General features: G+C 57.2%; 26 protein-coding genes. 5 read left to right on the top strand and 21 right to left on the bottom strand.

The window, feature by feature from the left end:
• Positions 1–813: a hypothetical protein gene (locus tag BHW66_RS11490; RefSeq protein WP_286689041.1), complete on the bottom strand. Its 813-nt coding sequence runs from the start codon at positions 811–813 to the stop codon at positions 1–3.
• 220 nt (positions 814–1,033) lie between these two features.
• On the opposite strand from BHW66_RS11490, the gene tsaB reads away from it, so the two are divergent.
• The gene (gene tsaB / locus BHW66_RS11485) at positions 1,034–1,702 is read left to right on the top strand and encodes a tRNA (adenosine(37)-N6)-threonylcarbamoyltransferase complex dimerization subunit type 1 TsaB (protein ID WP_102740751.1); all 669 of its coding nucleotides are present in this window, start codon (positions 1,034–1,036) and stop codon (positions 1,700–1,702) included.
• A 72-nt stretch (positions 1,703–1,774) separates the two neighbouring features.
• Positions 1,775–2,917 carry a citrate/2-methylcitrate synthase gene (locus BHW66_RS11480; RefSeq protein ID WP_012420608.1) on the top strand — a complete coding sequence of 381 codons (1,143 nt, stop codon included), beginning with the start codon at positions 1,775–1,777 and terminating at the stop codon, positions 2,915–2,917.
• Between the two features lie 425 nt (positions 2,918–3,342).
• Here the strand turns inward: BHW66_RS11480 and BHW66_RS11475 are convergent, their stop codons facing one another.
• Complete coding sequence (locus tag BHW66_RS11475; RefSeq protein WP_012420609.1) at positions 3,343–3,807, bottom strand: tRNA (cytidine(34)-2'-O)-methyltransferase; 465 nt, start codon at positions 3,805–3,807, stop codon at positions 3,343–3,345.
• Positions 3,808–3,887: 80 nt separating this feature from the next.
• On the opposite strand from BHW66_RS11475, the gene BHW66_RS11470 reads away from it, so the two are divergent.
• Entirely contained in the window at positions 3,888–4,451 is a 564-nt protein-coding gene (locus tag BHW66_RS11470) for a ribonuclease H-like domain-containing protein (RefSeq protein WP_012420610.1), read from the top strand.
• Between the two features lie 186 nt (positions 4,452–4,637).
• On the opposite strand, the gene smpB is transcribed toward BHW66_RS11470, so the two are convergent.
• From smpB to BHW66_RS11455, 3 genes are all read right to left on the bottom strand, one after another.
• Entirely contained in the window at positions 4,638–5,096 is a 459-nt protein-coding gene (gene smpB / locus BHW66_RS11465; RefSeq protein ID WP_012420611.1) for an SsrA-binding protein SmpB, read from the bottom strand.
• A 114-nt stretch (positions 5,097–5,210) separates the two neighbouring features.
• Positions 5,211–5,432 (bottom strand): DNA-directed RNA polymerase subunit omega, encoded by a 222-nt coding sequence (locus tag BHW66_RS11460; RefSeq protein ID WP_012420612.1) that lies wholly within the window; start codon positions 5,430–5,432, stop codon positions 5,211–5,213.
• Between the two features lie 74 nt (positions 5,433–5,506).
• Positions 5,507–6,115, bottom strand: coding sequence for a pseudouridine synthase (locus BHW66_RS11455; RefSeq protein WP_258000663.1), 609 nt, complete (start codon positions 6,113–6,115; stop codon positions 5,507–5,509).
• Between the two features lie 51 nt (positions 6,116–6,166).
• Here BHW66_RS11455 and BHW66_RS11450 point away from each other — a divergent pair, with 51 nt between their 5' ends.
• Both BHW66_RS11450 and BHW66_RS11445 read left to right on the top strand, forming a co-directional pair.
• On the top strand, positions 6,167–6,955 hold the full coding sequence (locus BHW66_RS11450; protein WP_180975614.1) for a hypothetical protein: 789 nt from the start codon (positions 6,167–6,169) through the stop codon (positions 6,953–6,955).
• A gap of 103 nt (positions 6,956–7,058) precedes the next feature.
• Positions 7,059–7,514, top strand: a complete 456-nt coding sequence (locus BHW66_RS11445; protein ID WP_012420615.1) for a nucleoside-diphosphate kinase — start codon at positions 7,059–7,061, stop codon at positions 7,512–7,514.
• A 146-nt stretch (positions 7,515–7,660) separates the two neighbouring features.
• Here BHW66_RS11445 and BHW66_RS11440 read toward each other — a convergent pair whose 3' ends face one another.
• From BHW66_RS11440 to larC, 16 genes are all read right to left on the bottom strand, one after another.
• Positions 7,661–8,482: a glycosyltransferase family 2 protein gene (locus tag BHW66_RS11440; protein WP_102745787.1), complete on the bottom strand. Its 822-nt coding sequence runs from the start codon at positions 8,480–8,482 to the stop codon at positions 7,661–7,663.
• Between the two features lie 8 nt (positions 8,483–8,490).
• A complete protein-coding gene (locus BHW66_RS11435; RefSeq protein ID WP_012420617.1) occupies positions 8,491–9,435 on the bottom strand; it encodes a glycosyltransferase family 2 protein in 945 nt (314 codons plus the stop codon).
• Positions 9,436–9,560: 125 nt separating this feature from the next.
• Positions 9,561–10,229 carry a prepilin-type N-terminal cleavage/methylation domain-containing protein gene (locus BHW66_RS11430; protein ID WP_012420618.1) on the bottom strand — a complete coding sequence of 223 codons (669 nt, stop codon included), beginning with the start codon at positions 10,227–10,229 and terminating at the stop codon, positions 9,561–9,563.
• 18 nt (positions 10,230–10,247) lie between these two features.
• Complete coding sequence (locus BHW66_RS11425; protein WP_012420619.1) at positions 10,248–11,516, bottom strand: type II secretion system F family protein; 1,269 nt, start codon at positions 11,514–11,516, stop codon at positions 10,248–10,250.
• A 69-nt stretch (positions 11,517–11,585) separates the two neighbouring features.
• Complete coding sequence (locus BHW66_RS11420; RefSeq protein WP_012420620.1) at positions 11,586–13,244, bottom strand: GspE/PulE family protein; 1,659 nt, start codon at positions 13,242–13,244, stop codon at positions 11,586–11,588.
• Positions 13,245–13,272: 28 nt separating this feature from the next.
• Positions 13,273–14,913 (bottom strand): ATPase, T2SS/T4P/T4SS family, encoded by a 1,641-nt coding sequence (locus tag BHW66_RS11415; protein WP_102745786.1) that lies wholly within the window; start codon positions 14,911–14,913, stop codon positions 13,273–13,275.
• A gap of 212 nt (positions 14,914–15,125) precedes the next feature.
• Entirely contained in the window at positions 15,126–16,130 is a 1,005-nt protein-coding gene (gene dusB / locus BHW66_RS11410) for a tRNA dihydrouridine synthase DusB (RefSeq protein WP_249851426.1), read from the bottom strand.
• Between the two features lie 259 nt (positions 16,131–16,389).
• A complete protein-coding gene (locus BHW66_RS11405) occupies positions 16,390–16,899 on the bottom strand; it encodes a YlbF family regulator (RefSeq protein ID WP_012420623.1) in 510 nt (169 codons plus the stop codon).
• Positions 16,900–17,057: 158 nt separating this feature from the next.
• Positions 17,058–18,224, bottom strand: coding sequence for a pyridoxal phosphate-dependent aminotransferase (locus BHW66_RS11400; RefSeq protein ID WP_286689040.1), 1,167 nt, complete (start codon positions 18,222–18,224; stop codon positions 17,058–17,060).
• A gap of 169 nt (positions 18,225–18,393) precedes the next feature.
• Positions 18,394–19,959 carry a murein biosynthesis integral membrane protein MurJ gene (gene murJ, locus BHW66_RS11395; RefSeq protein ID WP_102758545.1) on the bottom strand — a complete coding sequence of 522 codons (1,566 nt, stop codon included), beginning with the start codon at positions 19,957–19,959 and terminating at the stop codon, positions 18,394–18,396.
• Positions 19,960–19,972: 13 nt separating this feature from the next.
• On the bottom strand, positions 19,973–21,064 hold the full coding sequence (locus tag BHW66_RS11390; RefSeq protein WP_046435766.1) for an adenylyltransferase/cytidyltransferase family protein: 1,092 nt from the start codon (positions 21,062–21,064) through the stop codon (positions 19,973–19,975).
• 149 nt (positions 21,065–21,213) lie between these two features.
• A complete protein-coding gene (locus BHW66_RS11385; RefSeq protein WP_046435883.1) occupies positions 21,214–21,858 on the bottom strand; it encodes a superoxide dismutase in 645 nt (214 codons plus the stop codon).
• 216 nt (positions 21,859–22,074) lie between these two features.
• Complete coding sequence (locus tag BHW66_RS11380) at positions 22,075–23,535, bottom strand: family 10 glycosylhydrolase (protein WP_046435765.1); 1,461 nt, start codon at positions 23,533–23,535, stop codon at positions 22,075–22,077.
• Between the two features lie 97 nt (positions 23,536–23,632).
• Complete coding sequence (gene larB, locus BHW66_RS11375) at positions 23,633–24,388, bottom strand: nickel pincer cofactor biosynthesis protein LarB (RefSeq protein WP_046435764.1); 756 nt, start codon at positions 24,386–24,388, stop codon at positions 23,633–23,635.
• On the bottom strand, positions 24,385–25,200 hold the full coding sequence (gene larE / locus BHW66_RS11370; RefSeq protein ID WP_031931122.1) for an ATP-dependent sacrificial sulfur transferase LarE: 816 nt from the start codon (positions 25,198–25,200) through the stop codon (positions 24,385–24,387). The genes larB and larE overlap by 4 nt, the downstream gene beginning before the upstream one ends.
• The gene (gene larC, locus BHW66_RS11365) at positions 25,172–26,392 is read right to left on the bottom strand and encodes a nickel pincer cofactor biosynthesis protein LarC (RefSeq protein ID WP_046435763.1); all 1,221 of its coding nucleotides are present in this window, start codon (positions 26,390–26,392) and stop codon (positions 25,172–25,174) included. Before larC ends, larE begins: the two co-directional genes overlap by 29 nt.
• Positions 26,393–26,590 lie beyond the last annotated feature (198 nt).

The raw sequence follows: 26,590 nt of genomic DNA, 5'->3' as shown, positions 1-26,590 counted from the left end.
TTACAGGAACAGCCCGGCAGCCAGCATGGCGAGATCCCTGAGAACGTCCCACAATTTTTCCGCATTGTGGATGCAATCCGCCAGAAAGCGGTGAAGGCTTACGGCATTGAACAGGCGCAGGAGCGCCAGGAAGAGAAGAAGATTGGCAAAATATACGAGAATCAGGGAGAAGAAGGTGCCGTTGTCCGCCAGGTCCGGCTGGTCCTTGGGAATGATCCATGCCGTCCAGAACAGGTGGAAGCACCACCAGAAGCCCAGGCCGGAGTAAAGAAGGGCCTGGCAGGTGACTGTAGGCCAGAAGAGGTACGTTACGCCCCATACCAATCCCCACAGCATGGCCCAGAGAGGAAGGAAGTAGGGGGAAAGGGAGATAAAGATGTTGTTTTTATCCGTCTGGATGTAACCTCCGTCCAGATCCGCTTTGAAAGCATGGATGGAGCCGCGGCTGCAAATGACCGCCAGAGCGTGCGTCAGTTCATGCCCCAATACGTACAGGTACAGCAGGGAGGATGTGAACAGCCTGCTGCTGCCCAGCACCACCCACACGGCAGCGCCCATCAGGGCGTACCATACGGGAATGGAGAAGAGGATATTGAGGCTGCCGGAGGCATGGGCCAGCTGGTCGCACAGGGACATGGCCGTGATCAGGGCCAGCGGAAGCAAGATAAGGGTGGCTACGGCATGCCTGATGAACCGGGTTCTGCGCGGGAGATCCATGAAGGAAAATTCCTGGCATTCGTCCTTCCAGTATTCGGAGGATACCTGGGCGCGGTAAGTTTTGTCCCAGGCGTCCCGGTTGCATTGCCGCATCATGTCGCCGAGGCTTGCCGCGGATCTTGGTTTCCGGGCGGTTTCTGCATACCGGCGCCAGTCCTGGCGCGGCGGTGTGTGTCTGGGGGCCTTGGGCATGCGGTGTGAGGTCTGGAACCAGCATAAAGGGACTTGAGGAGAAATGCGAACCAAATTTGCCTCTTCCGGAAACCGGAGGAAAAAATGTTTTATCCACGCCGGCTGTTCCTGTATAATCCGCCGCATGCAAGATGTCCTGCTGGTTCTGGAAACTTCCTGTGTGCAGTCTTCCGTTGCGGCTTGGAGCGGGGAAAGTCTGCTGTGCCAGGCGGCATGGAGAGCGGAGCGCAACCATTCCTCCGCTATTTTCAAGGCGGTGCGGCAGGTTCTGGATGCTTTGGAAGGGCGGCGTTTGAAGGAAATCGTGGTAGGTTCCGGTCCGGGCGCTTACGGCGGAATCCGCGTAGCGCTGGCCGTGGCGGACGGACTTTCCCTGGTGCACGGTTCCCGCGTGGCGGCTTTTTCCTCCTGGAACGGACTTGGTCTGCATCATGGTGAGGCCTGCGTAATGTCAGATGCCCGGCGTGGCGGCTGGACGTGGGGGAGGCTGGAAAACGGCGTTCTGACGGATGTGCCGGCAGTGCTTCCTGCGGAGCAGGCCCGCGTCAGCGTGGCGGAGTGCATGGGAAAAGGCGTGCCCGTTTTTTCCACGGAAACGGCGGATCATCTGGCCGCCCGGGAAATGTCGGGGATTGTCCCCGTGTATCCTTCTGCAGAGGCGCTCGGGGCCGTGTGGCTGTCCCTGGCGGAGGCCCGCAGAGAAGAACTTCTGGAAAGTCCGGCGGAACCGCTGTATGTGAGGGCTCCGCACATCACCCGCGCCAAACGTCCCGCATGGGCCGTGAAGGCGTAATTAAGGTTTGACTTTTTGGAAGATTGTTAGACTTTTAACCGGTAATATTCACCACCAGTAGCATTTTTTAACATGAGCAATGACACTTTTTCCGAGCGCCTCGCATATCCCAAAGGTTTAAAAGGAATCATCGCCAATGAATCCGCTTTGAGTGACGTGCGCGGCGAGGAAGGGCGTCTGTTGTATCTGGGCTACGATATCGATGATCTGGTGGAGATGTGCTGTTTTGAAGAAGTGGTTTATCTGCTTCTCAACAAGCGTCTTCCCAACCGTGAGGAATTGGAGGGCATCAAGAAACGCCTCCGTTCCGACCGCGACCTGCCCCAGCCCATTCTGGATTTCTTCAAAACGGCCACTAAGTCCGCCCGGCCCATGTCCGCCCTCCGGACGGCTGTTTCCATGCTCGGCATGTATGACGACCGGACGAAGGATGCCGGGCAGTTGAAGGAAATAGGCCTCAGCCTCATAGCCAAGGTTCCCGTGATGGTGGCGTATTACTACCGTTTGTGCCAGGGTCTGGAGCTTCCCCCCGTTCGGGAGGACCTGAGCGAGGCGGAACATTTCCTGTGGTTGCTGAAGGGTGAGGAACCGGATCAGTATGAAGCCCATATTCTGGAGGTAGCCTACATTCTGCACGCAGACCACGGCATGAATGCCTCCACCTTTGCGGCGCGCGTCTGCATCGCCACGCTTTCGGACATGTATTCCGCCATCACCGCGGCCATCGGCACGCTGAAGGGGCCGCTTCATGGGGGCGCCAATGAGGGCGTGATTGAAATGCTCAAGGAAATAGGCACGGAGGACCGGGTGGACTCCTACATTGAGGACAAGCTGGCGCGGAAGGAAAAAATCATGGGCATGGGCCACCGCGTGTACCGCGTGCTGGATCCCCGCGCCCCGCATTTGCGACGCATGGCCATCCGCCTTTCCTCCCGAATCGGTGAACCCAAGTGGATCCGCATGTCGGAACGCATCGCGAAACTTGTCCGGGAGCGCAAGGGTTTGAACGCCAATGTGGATTTTTATTCCGCCACGGTTTATTACAGCATCGGGATCCCCACCAGGCTGTTTACCGCCATTTTCTCCATTGCCCGCTGTAGCGGCTGGGTGGCCCAGGTTCTGGAACAAATGGAGGATAACACGCTGTACAGGCCGCTGACTCTTTACACAGGACCCAAGGACCGCATTCCGGTTCCTACGATCGACATGCGGTGACAGGTTTTAATCAGGAAAGGCGCCGGAAGCAATATCCGGCGCCTTTCCTGCATCTGCCTTCCGCTTTTCTTTTTCGTGAAAATATCCTTTCTATCCGCCGGCGGTATTCAACCGTACTGTTCATTGTCCTGGGCTTTTTCCATTATGGCCGTAGCGGAAGCTCATGAAATTATTGAATAGCAATATGCCGTTATCGCGGGTGGGGATGAAGCAGATGATTTTTTTAGTTCCCTGGGAGACTATACGGGATTCCCATAAGGGTATGTTCTGGGATATCTGCGGAGCCGTCTCTTCCTTGATTCTCTTTTATCTGGTATGCCCCTGACGGAGGAAAGACGCGGAACCCGCCTCTTCATGGCCCTGTGTTCTTTGGTGGTGGAACCCGCAGAACATCCATGCCGATGTGGAGAGGCAGGCGGGGGGCGTCAAATGCCGGTCTGGCGCAGTCCTTCATAAAGGACGACAGCTACGGCTGTGGATAGATTCAGGCTGCGGGCTCCTTCTCCGGGCATCGGAATAGTCAGGGCGGTATCTGCGTGTTCTCTCAGCATGCTTTCCGGCAATCCGCGGGATTCCGGTCCAAAAACCAGATAGTCCCCTGCGTGGAAAACCGCATCCCAATGGGAACGTGGCGCCTTGGTGCTCAGGTACCAGAACTGCGCGCCGGGGGCTGCCGCCTGCTTCAATTCCTCCAGGCTGTCCCAGACATGCAGGTCCACCTTGGCCCAATAGTCCAGACCCGTACGGCGCACATGCTTTTCATCCAGACTGAACCCCAAAGGTTTGATCAAATGGAGCCTGGAGCCCGTTGCCAGCGCCAACCGTCCGGCAGCTCCTGTATTATGCGGAATTTCCGGATGGAACATGACGATGTGGAAACGGGGCTGCATGCGCTTATTCTCATCACAAACAGGCCTCCCGTTCAAGTGGGACTTGTCCAAAAGTGGCAAATAATGTACGTTTTCACCCGATGAGAGACATCGTATATTTTGATTTGGAAACCCGTCATTCCGCGGCGGAGGTGGGCGGCTGGCATAATACGGCCGAGATGCGCCTTTCCGTGGGCGTGACTTATTCCACGGCTTCCGGCAAATATACGATTTATTCTGAGGAAATGGTGGATGATCTCATCCGGCAGCTTTCCCAGGCCGACCTGGTGGTGGGTTACAACCACGAGCATTTCGACTATGGCGTGCTCCAGCGTTATACGATGTGGAACATGATTGATATCACGAACAACCTTGATTTGTGCAAGGACATCGAACAGCGCGGGGGAGTGCGCGTCAAGCTGGATTCCGTGGCGGCCGCCTCCATCGGTTCTTCAAAAACGGCCGTGGGCACCCAGGCTCTCAAATGGTGGGCGGAATACGCGCAGACGGGTAATACGGAGCTTTTAATGGATATAGCCCGTTATTGCTGTTTTGACGTGAAGGTGACGCGGGATGTGCACTGGTACGGGGCGGAACACGGTTTCATCCGTTATGATGATAAAAAGGGCGGCCAGGTGGAATTGCCCGTGGATTGGAAATTGTAACTTTTCCTGCATGCATGCCCGGCCAGCTGTAGCCGGTTTTTTCCCGGGCGCTGAAGTGGGTCTGGTTTTCCGCCTTTGGCGGCGTTGCCGTTTATCCCCGGACAGATGCCGGTTATCAGGGAATGGCTGGGGCTGAGAAAGGCTTCCGGGAGGAAGCGGACGGCAACCATGCGGTTGCCGCCTGGCTTAACGGCGGTTGATGCGGGCCACTTCCCGCTGGGCTTCGCGCATTTCCACGCGGGCTTTCAAATCGTAGCGCTGGTCGCGGTGGGTTTTGCCCTTGCCCAGGCCTAGAGCCAGTTTCACCTTGCCGTTTTTCCAATACAGCTTGAGAGCTACCAGGGAGCAGCCTTTCTGGGAAGTCTGCTGTTCCAGTTTGAAAATTTCCCGTTTATGGAGAAGAAGGCGGCGGGGCCGGCGCGCCTGGTGCTGGAAGAATTCTCCCGCTGTCTCCCAGGGCTGGATGTCGCAGCCGTACAGGAGCATCTGGCCGTTTTCCACCCTGGCGAAGGAATCGGCAATATTCACCTTGCCGGCGCGGATGGATTTGACTTCCGTTCCCTTGAGTTCCATGCCGCATTCGTAGGTGTCCAGAATTTCGTAATCCCGGCGGGCTTTTTTGTTGGTGGAAATGTCGGAGCTCATGGCACGAAGGGGAGAAGGATGAAAAGGCCCCGGGCTGGGAGACCGGGGCTTGGCTGGATAGAGAGGATTCCGTAAGGAATTCCGGTCCGGAACGGCAATAAAGGGAATGTGTTGTTACTGGTTGTCTTCCTGGAGGCTGCCGGATTCCGTATGATAGACGAGCTTGCCTTCAATGATTTCCGTCAGGGCAATGTTCGCGTTGCCCATATGGGGTGTGGTAGGCACCAGCGGGGCGCGGCCATTATTAAGCTGGGCTACGCGGCGGGAAACCACGTTGATCAGCATTTGGGGCTCGGGAATGATTTTGGAGGCTTGTTCGACGAGTTCGGCTTTCATGTAAAAAGGTCTAGGTAGATATCCTGATGCGGAGAGAGATATAAAAACGGTTCCTGTCCGGAATCAAGCTTATATTACGGCATGAGCTGCCTTCGCTCGCGGGAATCCAGTTCTTTCCATGCGCCGGGTTTCAGTCCCGCCAGGGAGAAATTTCCGATTCTGGCGCGAAGAAGCCGGAGTGTGGGAAAACCGATGGCGGCGGTCATGCGCCGCACCTGGCGGTTTTTCCCTTCCACCAGCGTCAATTCCAGCCATGAGGTGGGAATGGAGGCGCGGTAGCGGACGGGAGGGATGCGGGGCGGCACGTCAGGCTCCCTGCGCATGAGGCGTGCCCGGCAAGGCAGCGTGCAGTGCCCGCGGATGCGGAGGCCCCCGAGTTCCAGAGGGCGAAGGTCCGTTTCGGAAGGAGTGCCTTCCACCTGGCTCCAATAAGTTCTGGGATGCCTGCCGGAGGGGTTCAGGAGACGGTCCGCCAGGCCTTTCTCATCGGATAAAAGAAGCAGCCCTTCCGAATCCGCATCCAGCCTTCCTACAGGATACACGCCGGGAGGAAACCCGAATTCAGCCAGTGTCCGGTGGTGGGGAGCCTCCTTCGTAAATTGGGAGAGAATACCGTAAGGTTTATTGAACGCCAGAATCATGCCGTGCACGGCAAGGGTAGCATGAACCGTCGGCTTTGGCACGGGAAATTGAAGCGGCTTGACTTGTCTGTGTTGGGGAAGGAAAGTATCTGCATGCATGGAAAAACGGCAGGTTGTGTCCTGATGCTTGCGTGTTGCGTGCCCGTCTGGGTTCAGGCGGCGCCGGATACGGGGGAAGTGAAGGCAAAAATTGCGCGGAAAATCTGGCAAAACGAATGTGCCGGGACAATAAGGGGGCTGGTTTCCTGGAACCGGGGAGAGGCGTTTCCATCCCTGGGAATCGGACATTTCATCTGGTTTCCTGCCGGAGTCACGGAAAGGTTTGAGGAAAGTTTCCCTGCTTTCATTCAGTTCTGCCGCAGGAAGGGAATCCGGGTTCCGGAATGGTTTTCCGGTGTGGCTCCGTGGCGGACCAGAAAGGAATTTGAAGCGGCGGACGTTCGCGGCGGTCTTCCTGAACGGATGCGCCGGTGGTTGTCCAGCCCGGCGGCCCTGCAAATGCAGGCGGATTTCATTATTGCCAGGTCTGTGGCCGCTCTGGAGCGTATCAAGGGCCAGTCCCGCCGTCCGGAAGAGATGGCGGCCCGCTATTACGCCGTGGCGTCGGTTCCCAACGGCATGTATGCCCTGATTGACTACGTGAATTTCAAGGGAGAAGGAACCAATCCGGCGGAACAGTACCGGGGGATTGGCTGGGGGCTCAGGCAGGTGCTGGAGGAAATGCGCCCCGTTTCTCCCGGACAGCCTGCGGCGGTTGAATTTGCGGAAGCGGCCAAAAGGGTGCTTCAGCGCCGCGTGGACAACAGCCCGCCGGGCCGCGGAGAAGCGCGCTGGCTTGCCGGATGGCGGAACCGGTGCGATTCCTATAAGAGGAATTTGTGACGAATTCCTTTCCCAACAGAAAAGACCAGTTGTGCAATTATCCTTGACCTGACGGGGATTAGGGTGTAATTCCCTCACTCCATCCTGAAACTTCGCTGATTTTATGCCAAACACTCAAGAAGAAACAACGCTGATTTTGCTGAAGCCCGACTGTGTGCGGAAAAACCTTTCCGGCACCATTTTGAAACGTTTTTTGTCCGAAGGGTTTCGCCTGCGCGGCATAAAGATGATCCAGCTTGACGAACCGGTGCTCCGGGAACATTACGCCCATATTCTGGATCTGGTCATCAATGGGGAACCGCTTTTCCCGAAGCTGCTTGATTTCATGACCAGTTCTCCGGTCATCGCCATTGCCCTGAAAGGGCCCGGCGTTATTGTGCGCGTGCGCGAACTGCTGGGGCCCACCAATTCCCAGAAGGCGCAGAAGGGCACTATCCGCGGCGATTTCGGAACAGACAGCATGATGAACATCTGCCATGCGTCCGACAGCCGTGAATCCGCCGCCGTGGAGCTGGCAAGATTTTTCCGGGAAGAAGAATTGTTTGACGGCCTTAATTAAGGGAAGGCCGCCTTTTTCCCATCAGGTTCATTGAGGGCCGCAGCTGTAATAACAGCTGCGGCCCTTGCCGTATCGGGGCTGTGCCTTCCTTGGGAGGATGAAGGGGGAAGGCAGCGGCTTTTCTGGGAGAAGCAGGAAAGAACGGGTTACTTTTCCCAGGGAGTGGTAAGATAAAGGAAGGCCTTTTTCATACGGTAGGCCTCACGCATGAAGCCGTCCATGATATTGTTGTAGCTGTGCTTGGAAAAGGAAAGGCCGTAAATACGCTTGATGGCGGCATCCTCTCCGTGCTGCTTCTGGCGCTTTAGCTCAGCGTCCATGTCCCGGCGTTCGATATTGGGGGCGCTCAGATTGTCGCCATGCCAGCGAAAATCCGCCAGCAGCCTGTTGTAATGCACGAACTTCTTCCCCGCCCGGCCCAGGCGCGCGTAATATTCCCCGTCCATGTCGTAGTGGAAACGTTCGTCCAGCAGGAACCCCTCTTCAATAGTAGTGCTCCGGCGCAGGAACAATGCGGTGGAAGCCAGATAGGTGCCGTACCAGATGTGCATGTTCAGACTGTAGGGCAGGGCCTTCATGGCGCGTTGGATATCTCCGTCCGGCCCGATGAAATTCCATGCTCCATACACAATGTCCGCATCCGGGCGGGAATCCGCAAAGGCCTTGACCGCCGCCAGAGCCCCCGGCAGCAACCGGTCGTCCGTATTCAGCCACATAACCCATTTCCCGCGCGCCTTGCGGAAGCCGCGGTTAATGCCTTCCGACATGCCGGAATCCTTCTCTATATATAGTTTCAGGTGAGGGTAGGAGTGCAGGATATCCAGGGTGCCGTCCGTGGATCCTGCGTCCTGGATAATGTGTTCAAATGTAACCCCTTCCTGGTTTTTGACGCTCTCTATGCATTCCCTTACGTAGCGGGCGTAATTATAGCTGGGCGTAATAATGCTGAAATCCGGTTCTGTGTCCATAGGCAAGGTTAGTTGAAAGGCTTGATGGAACGTTCCCTGGCGATGTAAATAGGGCGTTTTTTAACTTCCGTATAGGTTTTGGCCAGATATTGGCCCAAAATGCCCAGGCACAGCAGCACGATGCCCCCCATCATGCAGAAGACGCATACCAGGGAAGTCCATCCGTAAGCGGAATGGGGCCAGATCAATTCGCGGACCGTCAAGATAATGATGGAAAGGAATGAGATGAAGGAAAGAAGTACCCCCATGATGGAGGCCAGCGCCAGGGGGGCGGTGGAAAAGGCCACGATACCTTCAATGGAGTACAGGAACAGCTTGAAGAAAGACCACTTGGTTTCTCCTGCCACCCGTTCCACATTTTCATATTCAAACCATTTGGTCCGGAACCCCACCCATTCGTACAGCCCTTTGGAAAATCGGTTGTACTCCTTCAGGGAAAGCAGGGCTTCCAGTACGGGCCGAGTCATCAGCTTGTAGTCCCGGGCTCCGTCCACGATGCGGGTGTCCGATATCTGATGAATCGTCTTATAAAAGGCGCGGGCGAAAAAGGACCGCAGCAGCGGTTCCCCCTGCCGGGTGACGCGGCGCGTTCCCGCACAGTCATATCCTTCCTTCTCAATGGCTTTCAGCATATCCGGAAGCAGGGAAGGAGGATCCTGAAGGTCCACATCCATGACGGCGGCATAATCCCCTGTGGCCGCTTCCAGGCCCGCATAGATGGCGGCTTCCTTCCCGAAATTGCGGGAGAAGGAAATGAATTTTACTTCAGGGGAGTGTTCCGCCATTTTCTTAATCATTTCCAGGGAGCGGTCCGTGGAACCGTCGTCCACGAAGATAAGTTCCGGGGCGTAGCCCTCCAGGCATTCCTTGAAAACCCGGTCTATTTCTTGCTTGAACGCCGGAATGGCTTCTTCTTCATTCAGGCAGGGAACGATCAGGGAAATACGTTTCATGTCAGTGCCCGAATCATACTTCAGAAGCCGTGCGGATGCCAGAAAATATGCACAAAGCCTTCCTCCGCCGGAAGGGGAGGAAGGCTGCCGGAAAAGAAGCCGTGCGCGGAAAAATACCGGTAAGGTCAGAACTTCGGCAGGTTGCCGATGTCATCTTCGTTTTCAGGGGCGTGCGGGTCTTTCAAATCACTGTCCCCGTCTTTTCCGAAAGACCAGAAATCATAATCCGGATTCAGGCCGTTGCCCATTTTCAGGTTTCTGGCCCTGTCGGTTCTGGTGGGGATGGACTGCTCGCTGCCCAGGCGGTAGCGGTAGGGGGAACCCCATGGATCCGCAAGAATATAAAGGGTAACCGGCCTGCCGTCCTTGCTTTTCACATGGACTTCCCGGACAGTCGGGTTGCTTTTGGGCTGCGTAGAGGGGTTCAACTCATCATTGTAAATGGTTGTATCCCTGGAAGGAACACCCTCATTCTTATGGTCGCCGAACAGAGCCATGTAAACCACGTTGGAACTGTATTCCTCCCCGTTGGCCACGGCTACGCCGTGATTGTTGAAGGGAGCTTCCGTGCCGTAGGGGTAGCGGTCATGGTCGCTGTGGTAGCTCTCCAGCCCCATTTCAATTTTGCGGACAATGGATTCCGTAGCCTGTTCGTTCTTTCTGGTTTCAAGCCAGGTGTAAATGGAGATGGTCAGCGTGGCCAGCACCACGATGATCACCATCACTACCAGGATTTCCATGAGGGTGAACCCCTTTGCCTCCCGGAGCCGGCGGTATGCGGAATGATTTTTCATCTGATTCTGCTTGAGGGGTTATCCCATCTTTTCAATAACCTGCAGGAGGGGAAGGAACATGGCGAACACGATGCCGCCCACGACCACGGCCAGGAATACGATCATGATGGGTTCCAGCATGGAGGTCATAGCTCCCACGGCATTGTCCACTTCATCATCATACACGTCCGCGATTTTCAGGAGCATGTCCGGCAGCTGGCCGGTTTCTTCCCCCACGTCCACCATGGAGATTACCATGGGCGGGAAAAGCTTGGAGGAGGACATGGGCGTAACTACGGATTCGCCTTCCTTGACGGAATCATGGATGAGGCCGATGGCGTCTCCCACGATCATGTTGCCGGCGGTATCCTTCGTGATGGTAAGCGCCTGGAGGATGGGAACGCCGGAAGTCACCAGCGTACCGAAGGTTCGGGCGAAGCGGGCGATGGCGCTTTTGCTCTGCACATTGCCGATGACCGGCATGGTCAGCAGAGCGGAGTCAATCTTGCGGCGTCCGTTGGGCGTCTTGCTCATGGCCGTGAAAACAGCGTACAGGATGGCGACCACCGCGGCCAGAATGACGGCATTGGGCACAAAGAAGGGGGCGGCCATGAACCAGTCGCTGATGCCGAACACAAACTCGGAAATACCGGGAAGTTCCTGGTTCTGTTCTGCGAACATCGCCTTGAATTTGGGCACGATGACCAGCATCAGGAAGATCACGATGCCTACGGCGATAAACAGGACGATGGAGGGATACACCATGGCGGAGATCACCTTGCTTTTCAGCTTTTGGGCCTTTTCCTGGTATTCCGCCAGACGGTTCAGCACGACTTCCAGCACACCGCCCAGTTCCCCGGCCTTTACCATGTTGACAAACAGGCGGTCAAAAATTCTGGGGTGTTGGGCCAGGGCTTCCGAGAAGGTGGAGCCGCCCTGAACGGAATCTCCCAGAGCCTCAATGGTTACGCGCAGATTGGGGTTTGCCTCCTGTTTGGCCAGCACGTTCAAACTCTGGAGCAGGGGAAGCCCCGCGTCAATCAGCGTAGCAAGCTGGCGGGTGAAAATCATCAGCGCCTTGGCCTTGATTTTGCCTCCCAGCTTGCCTTTTTGCTTCTTGGCTCCCTTGGCCTTTTTCTTGGCGGCAGGCGTCTGCTGAATCTTGCCCTTGCCCGCTTCTACGATCTGGGTGGGGTACAGGCCATGCGCCCGGATGGATTCCATGGCCTCCGCTTCGGAATTGGCCTCCAGGGTACCTGTTTTCTGGTCGCCTTTATGGTCAAGTGCTGTGTATTGATATTTAGGCATATATGTTGTATTTTAAGTGTTTTTTCTTAGTGGTTGAAATAAGGGGAAGCAACGGCGTCCGGCTGTCCGTTAAGTATATTTCAGCACTTCTTCAATGGTGGTGTTGCCGTCATAAATATTTCTCAGCCCGTCTTCCCGCAGCGTGGACATGCCCATTTCAATGGCTTTCTGCTTCAGCACCACGGAAGGAGCGCGGTCCGTAATCATGTCGCGCAGGGTATCGTTAATATCCAGGAGCTCATAAATCCCCTTGCGGCCCCTGTAGCCGGAATTGGAGCATTTATCACAGCCTCGGCCCGTGAAAAAGTGCTTGTCTCCCAATTCATAGGGAGAGACGCCAAGCTGGGAGAGGATGGTGGATGAGGGTTCATACGGCGTGCGGCAGTCCGGACAGATGGTGCGCACCAGGCGCTGTGCAAGCACCCCTTCCAGGGAAGCCGCCACCAGGAAAGGTTCGCATCCCATGTCCACCAGTCGCGTAATGGCTCCGGCGGAGTCGTTCGTGTGCAGGGTGGAGAGAACCAGGTGGCCCGTCAGGGATGCCTGGATGGCGATCTGCGCTGTTGCCATGTCTCGCATTTCCCCCACCAGAATACGGTCCGGGTCCTGTCGCAGGAAGGCGCGGAGCACCATTGGGAAGTCCAGGCCGATGGCTTCATTGATAGGAATCTGGATGATGCCGTCAATATCGTATTCAACAGGGTCTTCCGCCGTCAGCACCTTGGAATCAATGGTATTGATTTCACGCAGGGCGGCATACAGCGTAGTTGTCTTGCCGGCGCCGGTGGGGCCGGTAACGATGAAAATGCCGTTGGGCTTGTGGACCGTATCCAGAATATATTCGTGGATATGCGCGGGAAGCCCCAGGTTGTCCATGTTCAAGTTGACGGAAGAGCGGTCCAGAACGCGGAGCACCACGGATTCTCCGTACTGAGTGGGAAGGGAGGAAACGCGCATGTCCACGGAACGGTTTCCTATCTGCTTGACGATGCGTCCGTCCTGCGGAATGCGGCGTTCCGCGATGTTCATGTTCGCCATGACTTTGACGCGGGAAATGACCGGCACGGACAGGTGGACGGGGGGAGGCTGCATTTCATACAGGGCGCCGTCCACACGGTAGCGGATTTTGAATTCCTTCTCAAAAGGTTCGAAGTGAATGTCGGAGGCCTTTTCCTTGATGGCCTGCGTAATGACGAGGTCCACAAAGCGGATGACGGGAGCGGCGGCGGAGTCCTCCGTCTCATTGTTGACCTGCATGTTGTTCAGCTCCTGCATCAGGTCGGACATGGCGGCGGATTCGCCTCCATAAAGCTCATTGATGCGTTCGGAAATCTGGTAATCCGGCGCTACCAGAACATGGATGTCCTGGCCGAGGGCGAAGCGCAGGTCTTCCACCGTCTGGGGATTCAGGGGATCCACCAGGCAGACGTACAGGCCTTCCGGACCATGCCGCACAGGGAGCGCCCCGTGCAGGCGCACGAGCGTGGCCGGCATCATGTTCTGCACGTTCGGGTCCGGCTGGAAGTTGTCCAGTGTAATGAATTCCGTACCCAGGTCGCTGGCAATCATCTGCCAGATATCATCCTTGCTGCCGATGATGCCGAAGTCTGCAAGCACTTCCGGCAGTTCCTTGCCGGAGGCGATCATTTCCTCCTTGATGTCCTTTGCCAGGGATTTGTCAATCATTCCCCGGCCGATGAAAAGTTCCAGTGTGAGGTTGGTGTCCATAATAAGCAGAATGAATAGCGGGGAAAAATCAGTTGGCGTCTCCCATGGTGACGTTCAGCACTTCTTCCGGAGAAGTAAGGCCGGCCAGCACTTTGCGTACGCCGTCTTCCCTCAAGGTTCTCATGCCCAGTTCCCGGGCGCGCTGGCGCAGCTGGGGGGAAGTCAGATTTTCGTTAATCATGCGGCGCACCTCGTCGTCGATTTCGAAAATCTCAAACAGCCCCATCCGGCCCTTGAATCCGCCGCCGCGGCAAAAGTCGCAGCCGTGGGGCGCCTTGATTTGGCCCTGGGCAAGGCGGGACATGTCAATGTTCAGCGTATGCGCCTGCTTTTCCGTCAGAGTGCCGTCCACCTTGCAGCGGTCGCACAGCTTGCGGACAAGACGCTGGGCCATGATGGCGCGGACGGAGGAGGCGATCAGGAAGCGTTTGATGCCGATGTCCGCCAGACGAGCCACGGCGCTGGGAGCGTCATTGGTGTGAAGGGTGGAGAATACGAGGTGCCCCGTCAGGGAGGCGTTGATGGCGATGCTGGCTGTTTCCATGTCTCGAATTTCCCCGATCATGATGATGTTGGGAGCCTGGCGGAGCATGGCGCGCAGGGCGGCGGCGAAGGTCATGCCGATATCCGCCTTTACCATTACCTGGTTGATGCCGGAGAGTTCGTATTCCACAGGGTCTTCCACCGTGATGATTTTTTTATCCGGGCGGTTGATGTGGTTCAGGCACGCGTAAAGGGTCGTGGTTTTACCGGAACCGGTAGGACCCGTCACCAGGATAATGCCGTCCGGCAGCGTGATGAGGCGGTCGAACACAGCTTCATCATCCGAGAAAAATCCGAGCTGGGGAAGGCCCAACACCAGGGCGGATTTGTCCAGGATACGCATGACGATGCTTTCCCCGTGGTTGCTGGGGACGGATGAAACACGGAGGTCGATTTGCTTGCCGCCGATGCTCATCTGGATTCGCCCGTCCTGGGGCATGCGTTTTTCCGCAATGCTCATGGTGGTACTCATTACCTTGAGGCGAGCGATGATGGGGCTGAGCAGTTTTTTTGGATGGGTGGCCACCTCCACCAGCTTGCCGTCCACGCGGTAGCGGATGCGGAGCCTGTTTTCCATGGGCTCAATGTGGATGTCGGAAGCCCTCATTTTGAAAGCGTCCGTCAGCATCTGCTGCACCAGCCGGATAATGGGAGCATCCTCCCCTTCCAGCCCGTCGGTTTCTTCCGGAACGCTCAGATCCCGGTAAAATTCATTCAACCGGCTTTCTATCGCGCTGTGGGTGGCGACGCTGAAAATCACATCCCGCCCCATCAGCTGGGGCAGGCTGTCCATGGTTTCCAGATTCAGGGGGTCGTCAATAGCAATGTTGATGGAAAAACCGTCGTCGGAAATGGGGATGGCCCGGAAGCGCCTGGCAAGTTCCGGCGTAATGAGTTCGCGCACCTCCTGGGGGATGTGCATGGAGCCCAGGTCCACGACGGGGAGCAGGGAGTTTGACGCCGCCACCTGAGCGATGACGTCTTCCGTAAGATAATTGGCCTGAATCAGAAAATCGACCAGGTCCTGGGTGGGAGATTTTTGACTGCGCGCGTACTGAAGAATTTCTTCATTCAGATATCCGGCCTGCGTAAGAAGTTCGATGAGATATGATTCGTTGGAGTACACGTCGATCTCTGGATGCTATTGTTGGAAGTCTGCCGAAATGGAGCGGCAGGATACTCCCCTATTTCTGACAGGTTCGGAACGTAAAGTCAACTTAGCTTCCCTCAAAATGGCATTTTTTTTCGGGCGTGTCCGGAGGCGGGAAGAACCTCCTTCCCTCTCCGCCGCTTTTCAAACCCTGCGGAATCTTCCGGAAAGCGGGATTTTCCCTGTACTCAGGGCTTCTGGCGGGGGAGCTTGGAAAGCAGGTCTTCCAGCTCCGGCATGCTGGATACCCGCACCAGGCGGGAACGCATTTCCTTGGCGCCGGGAAATCCCTTCGTATAAGCCAGGATTCGTGACCTCATATGGAGCATGGTGTGAAGTTCGTCCCCATAATGGCGGGATTCCAGGGCCATCCGGGCATGCCGCAAAATCAGGGCCGCCTTTTCCTGCGGGTCTCTGGCCGGCGGCATGGTTCCGTGCAGCAGATAATACTTGGCGTCTCCGAAAATCCATGGGTTTTCCATGGCCGCACGGCCAATCATGACGCCGCTGACGGCCGTATTTTCTTTTACATAAGCTACGGCCTGCGGGGTGGAAATATCCCCGTTCCCGATGACCGGCACGGACATGGCCCGCGCGCATTCGTCAATAATGTCCCAGTTGGCCGTTCCGGAATACTGCTGGGAGCGGGTGCGCCCGTGAATGGTGATCATGGAAATTCCCTCATTCTCCAGCAGGCGGCACGCGTCCATGGCGCACAGGCTCTGAAAATCCCAGCCAATACGTATTTTGGCCGTGACGGGGATTCTCTCTCCTACGGCTTTCACGACGCCTCCGGCAACGGAAGCCAGCAGGGGAAGATCTTTCAGGAGGGAGGAACCTCCATTTTTGCCAACCACCTTGGGAACCGGGCAGCCGAAGTTGATATCGATAAAATCCGGCTTCTCATGGTCCAGGATAATTCTGGCCGCCTCTCCCATGTGGTTCCCGTCCGCTCCGAAGAGCTGGATGCCTATGGGGCGGTGGGCATTTTCTATCTTTGTGTACCTGCGGTTTCTCTCCCATGCCTGGAGAATTCCTTCCGCAGAGACGAATTCCGTTACCATTACATCCACTCCAAGCTCCTTGCAGATAGTGCGGAAAATGGGGTCCGTCACTCCAGCCATTGGAGCCAGGAACAGCGGGAAATCCGTTTTGAAGAACGGGAGGGGAGCGGGACGGTTGGAAAAAGTCATGATTCCTTAGGATGAGGCTAGCACGGGTTCCCGTCCCATTCAAGCATCTTGCCTGTTCTGGCGAAGAAGGGAAGGTGCAAGATGCCGGTGCTGTGCAAACATCGGAGCGTCGAAAATATGGCGCTCAATAAAGAGGTGCAGTAGTCCGCCCGGTTTTCCGGAGGAAATTGCAGGCGCGCTGGACAGTATCGTTTGTTTTCGGGAAAAAAACGGCTTCACTTTTTGAGTGAAGCCGTTTGGCAAAAGTTGAAAGATTGTCTTAATGGTTGCCGCAGCCGCAACCGCCGTCCTTATGGTCGTGGTCGCACTTGCCGTCGCAATCGCAATTTTCCTTGTCGCACTGGCCGCCGCAGGAGCAGGAGGACTGGGCGCTCATGGCGCGCTGGCGGGCTTCCTCTATTTCTTCAGGAGTGGGAGCGCGGCCAAGGTCAATGGACATGCCCAGATAATGATTGATGGTGTTCAGGAGTTCGTCAATGGTCTGGCGCGCTTCCAAAAAGCCGCGGGCCGCATCATTCTTGATGACGTTTTCACGCAGGGCGTCGAATTTGGAAATTTCCTCTTCGGTAGGAGGCATTCCGGCCAGGTGCTTGTTGCGCAGTTCTTCTCCGTAAGCGTTTACTTCTTCAAAAAGCTTGGTTGCTTCCGGATTTTGGAAAAAGAGACCTATTTTTGCCTTGGAGGCCACAACCTTGTCTTCCTTGGCGAGCAGATTGCAAAGGGCTTCCGTGGCGGCGCGCAGGTTGTCGTTGAGAACGGGGGTATTCATATGAGATTTATTTAATCATGCCTTTTCGTGCAGGGCAATCCGGTTGCGAGGCATGGCGCGCATTTCCTTGCCGCAGGTTTGCTGCAGGCGGGAAATCCGGAAGAATAAAAAGGCGTTCCGCGTGACGTGGAACGCCTTTTTATGGTGATCAACGTTTTTTAATGCGCCTTGCAGAATTCTTCAAAGCGGTCCAGAGCTTCTTTCAGAATGTCCAGCGTGGTGCAGTAGCTGATGCGGATGGCCTTGTCATTGCCGAAGGCGATGCCGGGGACGGCCGCGACCTTGTAGCGTTCCAGAAGCTTGTCGCACAGATTCAGGGAGGTGAGTCCCAGCCTGCTTATGTCCACAAAGAAGTAGAAAGCGCCCTGCGGCTCCACAACGCTGATATTCGGGATGGCGCTGAGGCGGGAGTAAACGTACTGGCGGCGCATGTCATATTCGTCGCGCATGTCGCTGATGAAGCTCTGGTCTCCCGTAAGGGCCTCAATGCCTCCATACTGGGCGAACGTGCAGACGTTGGAAGTGGTGTGGTCCTGAATCATTTGGATGGCCTTGGCAATGGCTGCCGGAGCTGCGGAATAGCCCAGACGCCATCCGGTCATGGCGTAGCCCTTGGAGAAGCCGTTGATGGTGATGGTCAGGTCGTACAGTTCCGGACTGAGGGAGGCGATGCTGACGTGCTTGGCGTCCCCGTATACGAGGTGTTCGTAAATTTCATCAGCCAGGATGAGGATGTCTTCGCTCAGGGCCACTTCTCCCAGGGCGCGCAGTTCTTCTTCGGAATAAACGGACCCGGTCGGATTGTTCGGGGTAGTGAGGATGACCATCTTGGTGCGGGGGGTCATGGCTTCCTCAAATTGTTCGGCGGTAAGCTTCCATCCGTTTTCCGCCGTGGTTTCCACGATGACGGGGATGCCTCCGCACATGCGGACCATTTCCGGATAGCTGACCCAGTACGGGGCGGGGATGATGACTTCATCCCCCTCGGATACGGTCGCCATGATGGCGTTGAAACAGGCGTGCTTGGCGCCGGCTCCTACGGTGATCTGGGTGAAATCGTATTCCAGGTTGTTTTCCCTCTTGAGCTTTTCTGCGATGGCCTGGCGGAGTGCGGGAAGACCGGCGGAAGGCGTATATTTGGTGGCTCCGTTGTTCAGGGCCGCGATGGCTGCCTGCTTGATGTTTTCCGGGGTGTCCATTTCAGGTTCACCGCCTGCCAAACCGTAAACTTCTTCACCGGAAGCTTTCATAGCCTTGGCCCGGTTGGTCACCTTGAGAGTCAGGGAAGGGGTCAATGCCGCAATGCTGGGGGAAATCATGTCCATTGTTGTGGTGCAGTCGTAGATTTTGATGCCTTGGCGGAAAACAGGCTGTTCTCCGCATAGGCGGAAAAACTTTACTCATTGAGCGCACCCCTGGCAAGGAGAATGCTTGCGGCGGCCATTCTTTTTCTTGCGGAGGGCGTTCCTCCCTCTATGGAAGGGATTTTTCCCGTCAGCATTTCAGGAATTTGGCGCGCACCGCTTCCAGCTCCGGCGTCTTCAGCAGGAAAGCCGCCGCCAGGTAGACGATGCCGGCGCAACCGCAGACCAGGGATATCCCCAGCACCCTGGCCGGGAAGGTCCAGTTCAGGAAGCCCTGGAGGAACCATGCCTTGCCTGCCCAGCACACGGCCCCCAGCAATATTCCCGCCGCCATGATCCTGGCCAGTCCGGAAAGCAGCGTCCGTCCGTCTACGCCGCCCAGCTGGCGTCGCAGGTAAAAGAAGTAAAAGAGAAAATTGAAGGTAGTGACCACGGAGGTGGTCAGTGCCAGCCACGCCGCGTTTTTATGCAGGATGTAGACGAAACAGTAGTTGAGGCCGATGCTGATAGCCAGAGCCACGGCGGCGGCAATCAGGGGAACCCAGCGTTTTTCAAGAGCCAGGAAGACGGGCTGCACCACCTTGGTCCCGGCATAGCCCAGCAGGCCCAGGGAATAGGCTCCCAGCACTTCCCCCGTGTAACGCACGGCCTCCTGGTTGAAGCGGCCCCACTGGTATACGGCGGAGACGAATTCCGTTCCCAGGATGGAGAGGATGAGAAAAGCGGGTACCGCAAAGAATGCCACCAGCCGCAACCCCTTGGCGATGTGGACCGCCACCTCTTTTCTGCCGTCTCCCACCATCATGCGGGAAACAGCGGGCAGCACCACCATGCCCGTCGCGACTCCGAAGAGCCCCACGGGAAGCTGCCAGAGGCGGAACGCCGTGGTCAGGGCGGTGACGGAGCCTTTTTGGAGATCCAGAGCGAACCCCGTATTGATGAAGATGGTGAACTGCGTCACGCCTGAAGCCAGCACGGAGGGAAGCATCAGCCCCCAGATTTTGCGCACGCGGGGATCGTCCCATTGGAAATTGGGTTTCCAGCGGAAGCCGGTTTTGCTGAGTTTGGGGAGCTGCACGGCAATCTGGGCCATGCCCCCGATGGTGACGCCGCAGGCAAAACCGTACAAAGCTTTGGGGCCGAAGGATGGATCAATGAAATATCCAATCAGCAGGCCAAGCAGGATGGAAGTAACATTGAAAGCGGCGGAGGCCAGCATGGGCAATCCGAAAACCCCCACCATGTTCAGCGCCCCCATGATGAGGGCGGACAGGGAGGCGAATCCGATGAAAGGCCACATGATGCGGCTCAGGTCCGTGGCGAACAATTGCTCCGTCAGAGAGTGATCTCCGCTGTAGAGGGCTTCCATGACGGGCCCTGCAAATAGAATCCCCAGCGTTACAATGGCGATCATCAGGGAGGAAAGCTGGGTAGCTGCCTTGTTGGTCAGTTCCCACGCGGCCGCTTCTCCCTGCGCTTCCCGCGTTTTGGAGGCTACGCTGGTATAGGATTGGGAAAGAGCCCCTTCCGCAAACAGATCTCTTAACAGGTTGGGGATACGGAAAGCCGTGTAAAAGGCGTCCAGGGCTCCCGTAGCCCCGAACAGGGAGGTGTACACAATTTCCCTGGCCATGCCTGTCAGGCGGCAGGCGAAGATGGCGCCGGAGGCAACCAGGCTGTTCCGCATCAGGGACATGAAAGGGGGGAATTTACTTGAACAGCTGGCGGCAATACGGCTCCACCCGTTTCATTGCCGGATTGTCCTTGACAGCCTGGTCGCGATCATCCCGGCAGGGGAAAAGGTACAGGGCGTATCCCCCGTAGCCGCCTCCCAGATATTTTTTTGCAAGGGCATTGGGAATATCCGGCAGGGGGCGCATTCCTTCGTCAAGCTGCACACTGTAATACAGGGCTACGCCTGCCGCCAGTGTATTGATGTTGCGTTCCAGAACTCCGGTGCGGGCAATGAGGGAGGATTGGGAGATGCGTACGTAGTCCCGTTGTTCATCCGCCATCTTTGGGGTATCGTGTTCTTCACCCGTATATAGAATGGCCATTCTTCCTTCCAGGAAGTCACCCGTGCCTTTGACATCCAGCACCGGAGAACTGCCGGAGCGCCATACGCACAACCCCGTTTCCGCAATGACGGCAGGATCCTGCCAACCGACGCCCAGAGCGAGTTCGGACGCGACCGGATCGCGCCCTTCCAGCATGGCCCACGCGCCGCTGCCTCCCAGCCCGGAGCGTTTTTCATACGGCCATTCGCAGAGGGAAACCATGGGGGTGATGGCGCAGTTGACCACATAGGAGCCTTTTCTGGCGTAGCGGGGCACGTCCAGCCATCCCCCGGCAAAGTCCACGCGAAGCGGTACGGCGGACGGAGCCTTGATGCGGTTCACCAGCATGGTGGTGGAGACGGGAGTGAATTTGGGGGGCGTCTTGGGGAGCACCAAGTAATTGGCTCCGACGCGGGCGCACAGCTCCTTCTTGATATCGCTGTAAAGGTCATCTTCCGTCACAGCCAGGATATCCGGTTTTTCCTGAAGAAACTCTTCTTCAAAATCCAGGCCCTTTTTCATGCCGGTACCCAGGATAACCTTGTCAACCATGCGCAGGCTTTCCAGCAGAACTTTTTTGTGTTCGTCCGGAATGGACGGCTTGCGCTGCTTGTGGTGCCACAGCACGGGTTCCGAAGCGAAAGAGACGATTAGATAGTCGCCCAGAGCGCGGGCTTCTTCAAAGAACTGGATATGGCCGGCGTGGACGATATCATAGCAGCCGGAGACGAAAACTTTTTTCATGCGTGTAATGATAGATAATTAGTCTGCAACAGTATGCCCTATTGCCGTGCCGGATGCAAGAGCGAGATGAAAATACGTTAAAAAACGGCGCGGACTACAGAAAGCCCGTGCCGTTTGGGGATAGGAAAAATCAACTTCTGCAAAAACGGTCAGGAAGCCATAGCCTCCTGGTAGCGGCGTTCCACATCGTCCCAGTTGATCAGGCGGCAGAAGTCTTCAATATAGTCCGCCCGGAGGTTCTGGTGCTTCAGATAATAGGCGTGTTCCCAAACGTCACAGACGAGAATGGGGACAAGGCCGGGAATTTCCAGATTCTGATGTTTTTCCGCCCCGCAGATTACCAGCGTCTTGCTGATGGGGTCCACGCCCAGAATACCCCAGCCGGAACCTTCCACGCCCTGGGAAGCCGCCTTGAATTCCTTCATCATAGCTTCCAGAGAACCGAATTTTTCCTTGATGGCATCTACCAGAGGACCTTGCGGCTCTTTTTTGGGATCAGGCGTCATGTTGGTCCAGTAAATGGTATGGAGAACATGGCCGGAAGCATTGAAGGACAAATTACGCACCCAGTTGGTGGTGGCGGAAGCGTCCAGTTTCCCGTCCGCAATTTCACGGAGCTTTTCAGCCGCGGCATTGGCGCCGGCGACATAGGCCGCATGATGCTTGTCGTGGTGGATGCGCACGGTCTTTTCATCCAGCATGGGTTCAAGCGCGTCGTAGGCGTACGGAAGGGGTGGCAGTACATATTTGCCGTCGGCATAGCCGATCGTGGAGGGATCTTGCTGTTTAGTCATCTTGTGCTGTGGTTGTATGGATGGCCCTGTTGCCCGGGCCTGGCTGATTGTTCCCAGCGCCGCCAATGAGGAAAGAGCAATAAAACGCCTTCTGTTCATGTCCGCGCCATGGGAATGCATGGGTGTTTGGACATGGGTTGTTTTTGAGTTGTTCAAAAAACAGGAACCTCGGGGTTCTATTTTTCTTCTTGTAGAGGCAGCTGGGAAAAAGCTTTTCTACCTTCTGGCTGCTGCTGCCGGGCCCTGGGCCCCATAGACGCTGACGCCCCTGACGGCGACAGATCCCGCATCCCCCAGGAAGGATTTGGGCAGGGTTACGCGGGTCTGGTTGCCCGGAAGGAGGATGCGCGTGGCCCACTGGCTGCCGTAGCGCGCCTGGACGGCCCATTTCCGCGAAGGATTGCCGGACGGTTGCCATGAGAGGGTTACGGTGGAACCATTGTCCGCCACGTAAAAATTCTGCGGTTGTCCGGGGGTGCCGGTTCCGCACCAGGGCATGGCGGGCGGAACGGCCATGGATGGGTACAATCTGTTCAGGTATTTCTGGATGCCTCCGGCATTCCGCATGATGGATTTGATGCTCCAGAAGCATTGCCCGGGGGCGGTTCTGGCAAGGCTGCGGGAGTAGTTGACCTGCGCCGCTATTTCAGAGGCGGGGCGGCCCGGGTCTTCGCTGCTCATGATACGTGCCGTGGCGATGCCGGGCCACACCGGGCGTCTGGAGTTCTGGGCGGCCCACCATTGCATCAATGCGGGAAAGCTCTGCTTGGCCGGGCTGCAGCGCCAGTAAAGCTGGGGGGCCAGGTAATCCACCCATCCGCGGGAAAGCCACTTGCGGGCGTCGCACGCCAGATGCTCGTAGGCGTCCACACCCGCTTCAATGCCGCCGGGAACGCCCGGCCTCCAGATGCCGAACGGGCTGACGCCCACCCGCACCCAGGGTTTGGAAGATTTGACGGATTTGTACATGTCCTGCACGAAGTCGTCAATGTAGCCCCGGCGCTGGGAGGGGGATTTCCCGTCTCCAAAGCTGGCGGGAGACCAGGTGCGGCCGGGAGTGGGATAGGGGTAGAAATAGTCGTCCAGGTGCACCCCGTCAATGTCGTAGCGGCGCACGACGTCCATGATAACCTTCAGCGCGTGGTCACGGGAGGCGGAGGCGCTGGGGTTCATCAGCAGCACGGAGCCGTTTCGCTTCATCAAATCAGGGCGTGTGAGGGAAATATGGTTGCGGCCTACGGCATGCTTGACGTTGGCCTTTGCCCGGAATGGGTTGAACCAGGCGTGCAGTTCAATGCCGCGGCGGTGAGCCTCCTGAATGGCGAAAGCCAGAGGATCATACCCAGGATTGACGCCCGGGCCGGAAAGCCATTGGCTCCACGGCTCCAGAGAAGAGCGGTACAGGGCGTCGGCATTCGGGCGCACTTGGAGAAACACGGCGTTCAGCTTCAACTGGGCGCAGGTATTCAGGATGTTCAGCAGCTCCGCGCGCTGGGCTGCTCCGGAGAGGCCGGAACGGGAGGGCCAGTCAATATTATGAACGGTGGATATCCATGCCGCGCGGAATTCCTGGGGGACAGCGGGAACGGATTCTCCGGAGATCTGCCACCCAAGAGACTGGGAAGCCAGGGCCAGCAGGGAGCAGGAGAAGGCATGGAACAGGGGAAATCTGGTCATGACGGGAATGGAGAGGGATGTTTCCGGAACATTTAACGCCTATTCGGAGGATCTGTCCATGACGGATGCCGGAGGTTCCGTCATGGACAGGCGGCCCTCAGCTGGGCCGGGATGCCAGGCTGTTGATCAGGTGGGCGTTGAAACCGGCCCCGAAGCCGTTGTCTATGTTGACGACGGAAACACCGTTGGCGCAGGAATTCATCATGGCGAGCAGGGTGGTTACCCCGCGGAAATTGGCTCCATAGCCCACGCTGGTAGGCACGGCTATCACAGGAACCTTTACCAGGCCTGCCAGCACGCTGGGGAGAGCTCCTTCCATGCCCGCCACGGCCACCAGCGCAGTAGCTTGGCGGATGGAGTCCAGATGGGAAACCAGGCGGTGCAGGCCGGCCACGCCGCAGTCCCGGTACCGGACTACCCGGCTGCCCAGAAATTCCGCCGTCAGGGCGGCCTCCTCCGCTACGTATTGGTCCGAGGTCCCCGCGCTGACGATGCCGACGAAGCCCGCCGTCCGCGGAACGGGATTCGGAACAATGCGCATGAGACGGGCTTCCGGGTGCATGTCCGCCGCCGGAAAGGCGCGGTTCAGGTAGTCCAGAGCTTCCCCGCTCAGACGCGTGGCCAGAACATTTTGTCCGGCGGCAAGCAGGCTGCGGGCTATCTCTTCAATCTGGTCCGGCGTTTTTCCTGCGCCGTAAATGACTTCCGGGCACCCGGTGCGTTCCAGGCGGCTGTAATCAATGTCCGTATGGGAAGGAGCGGATACGGTGCCGGCTCTGATTTTTTCCTCCGCTTCTTCCGCAGAAAGGAGGCCTTTTTTAAACTGATGCAGAATGGAGGTGATGTCGTTCATGAGGGTTCGTTCATGCTCCCTCTGGAATATCCTTCCAGATCCAGGGTGATGTGCCGGAAGCCCAGTTCCCGCAGCCGGCGTGCTGCAGTGGAGGCAAGCTGTCCGTCCCAGAACAGTTTACGTTCCTTTTCCGGCAATTCAATGCGGGCTAGGCTGTCTCCGTGAACACGGACACGGCAGCCTTTCAGCCCCAGGGTTCTCAGGAAAGATTCCGCTGCGTCCACGCGTCTCAGCAGAACTTCCGTTACGGGGCGGTTGTGTTCCAGGCGGGTCAGCAGGCATGCGTAGGCCGGTTTGCCGCTGACTGATTCCGGAAGACCCAGCCGGCAGGCCAGCCGGCGGATATCCGCCTTATCCATGGAAGCTTCCAGAAAGGGACTCGGGATGCCGAGTTCCTGCAAAGCTTTGCGGCCTGGCCGGTAATCGTCCAGGTCGTCAAGATTGGATCCGTCCGCCAGCAGGGGGAACCCCATCTCAGCCGCTCTGGCTGCCAGGGAGGAAAACAGGGCATGCTTGCACAGGTAGCAGCGCAGGGGAGGATTATTCGCAAGGGCGGGAAGGATGGGAAACGCCAGTTTTTCCTGCCGGACGCCCAGGCGGCGGCACAACGCCGTGCTGTCCCGCACTTCCTCCTCCATCACGTAGGGCGTTCGCGCAGTCAGTGCCAGGCAGTGATCCGCTCCCAGGATACGGACGGCGGCGGCAAGCAACACGCTGCTGTCCAGCCCCCCGGACAAGGCGACAGCAATGCGTTTCCTGGGGAGAAGGACGGCGCGAAGCCGTTCAAACGGAGTCTGTGGCGTCGTTGTCATGGGAAGATGTGGGAAAAAGCCCCATCAGCTGGCATTGTCCCAGCGGCAATCCGGTTTTTTCCGCCAGGATTCTGCAATCATCAAATTCCGCTTTCCGGTAATGGGGGCGGCCGTGCATAAAAGAAGTTTTTACATGAACCGTTCCATGGGGCGTAGGGACAGGAGCGCTTTCCCGGCGCAAAAGATGGCGGAGCATGCCATGCTGCCTGATGCCCGGTGTGCTGCTGTGCCGGAAGAAGGCTTCCCGCACGCGGTCCGTCTGTTCCGGCTGGCACAGGGCGCAAACCTTGACTGCCAGACGGCCTTTCTTCATGCAGACGGACTCCTGCCAGGTATCCAGAGCGCCTGCCTCCATCAGCTTTTCCGCCAGGTAGGCTGTCTGTTCCGGCGTCATATCGTCTATATTGGCGCACAGCTCCGTCAGCAGTTCCGGGGAAGTTTCCTCTTCTTCCGTTTCTACCAGCATCACCCGCAGAATATTCGGTACGGGAAGTCCCTGGCGGTGGCCGATTCCATAGCCGGTTGCGGTAATACGGCCTGCCAGCGGAGCGGGGACGGGCTGCGCCAGGGCGGCAATATAGGCGGCTCCGGTGGGTGTAGTGGCCTCATGGGTGGTTCCATTCAAGGTGGCCCGGAAATGTTTCGCCAGCAAAGCCGTTGCCGGCGCAGGAACGGGCATTGTTCCGTGCTGGCAGGTTACGGTGCCAGACCCCAGCTCCACCGGTCCGGTGAAGACGGCGTCCACCCGGAGCATTTCCAGGCAGATGGCAGCTCCCGCGATATCGATGATGGAATCCACCGCGCCCACCTCATGGAAATGTACTTCTTCAGGAGTAGTGCCGTGTACGCGGGCCTCCGCCTCCGCCAGCAGGGTGAAAATAGAAAGGGCCGTCCGCTTTACGGTATTGGAAAGGGCGCTTGTCTCAATAAGTGTTCGTATATCCGCCATAGTCCGGTGATGGTGCGCATGGCTGCTGCCGGAGTGCCCTTCTTCCTCCGTCAGTACGTCAATCCGTGTTCCCCGGATGCCGTGCTGCTGCGCCCGGCGGCATTCCAGCTTCCACTCCCCGTGCACATGCAATTTGGACAGTTCCCGTTCCAGGTTTTCCCGGTCCGCTCCCAAATCAATCAGGGCGGCCAGATTCATATCTCCGCTGATGCCCGCGCTGCAATCATAGACCAAGGCTCTCATGATGGCTCAGTGTAGAAGGAAAAACTCCTGGCTCAAGGTCAAAATGAGCCTTATCCCGGGAGGGGGCCCGGTGCCTGGCGGACCGGGTTTGGCGGATTGCCGTCCGGTTATGAAAAAGATGCCCTGTGAAATACATTGCTAGGGAACTTTAAATATGCCACAATCCCTGCGGCGCTGACCAGCGCCGCCCCCGTTCTA

It is taken from the genome of Akkermansia sp. 54_46, assembly GCF_001917295.1.
Taxonomy (GTDB): Bacteria; Verrucomicrobiota; Verrucomicrobiia; order Verrucomicrobiales; family Akkermansiaceae; genus Akkermansia; species Akkermansia muciniphila.
The sequence above is the reverse complement of the archived record's forward strand: the minus strand, read 5'-3'. Positions and strand labels throughout refer to the sequence as shown.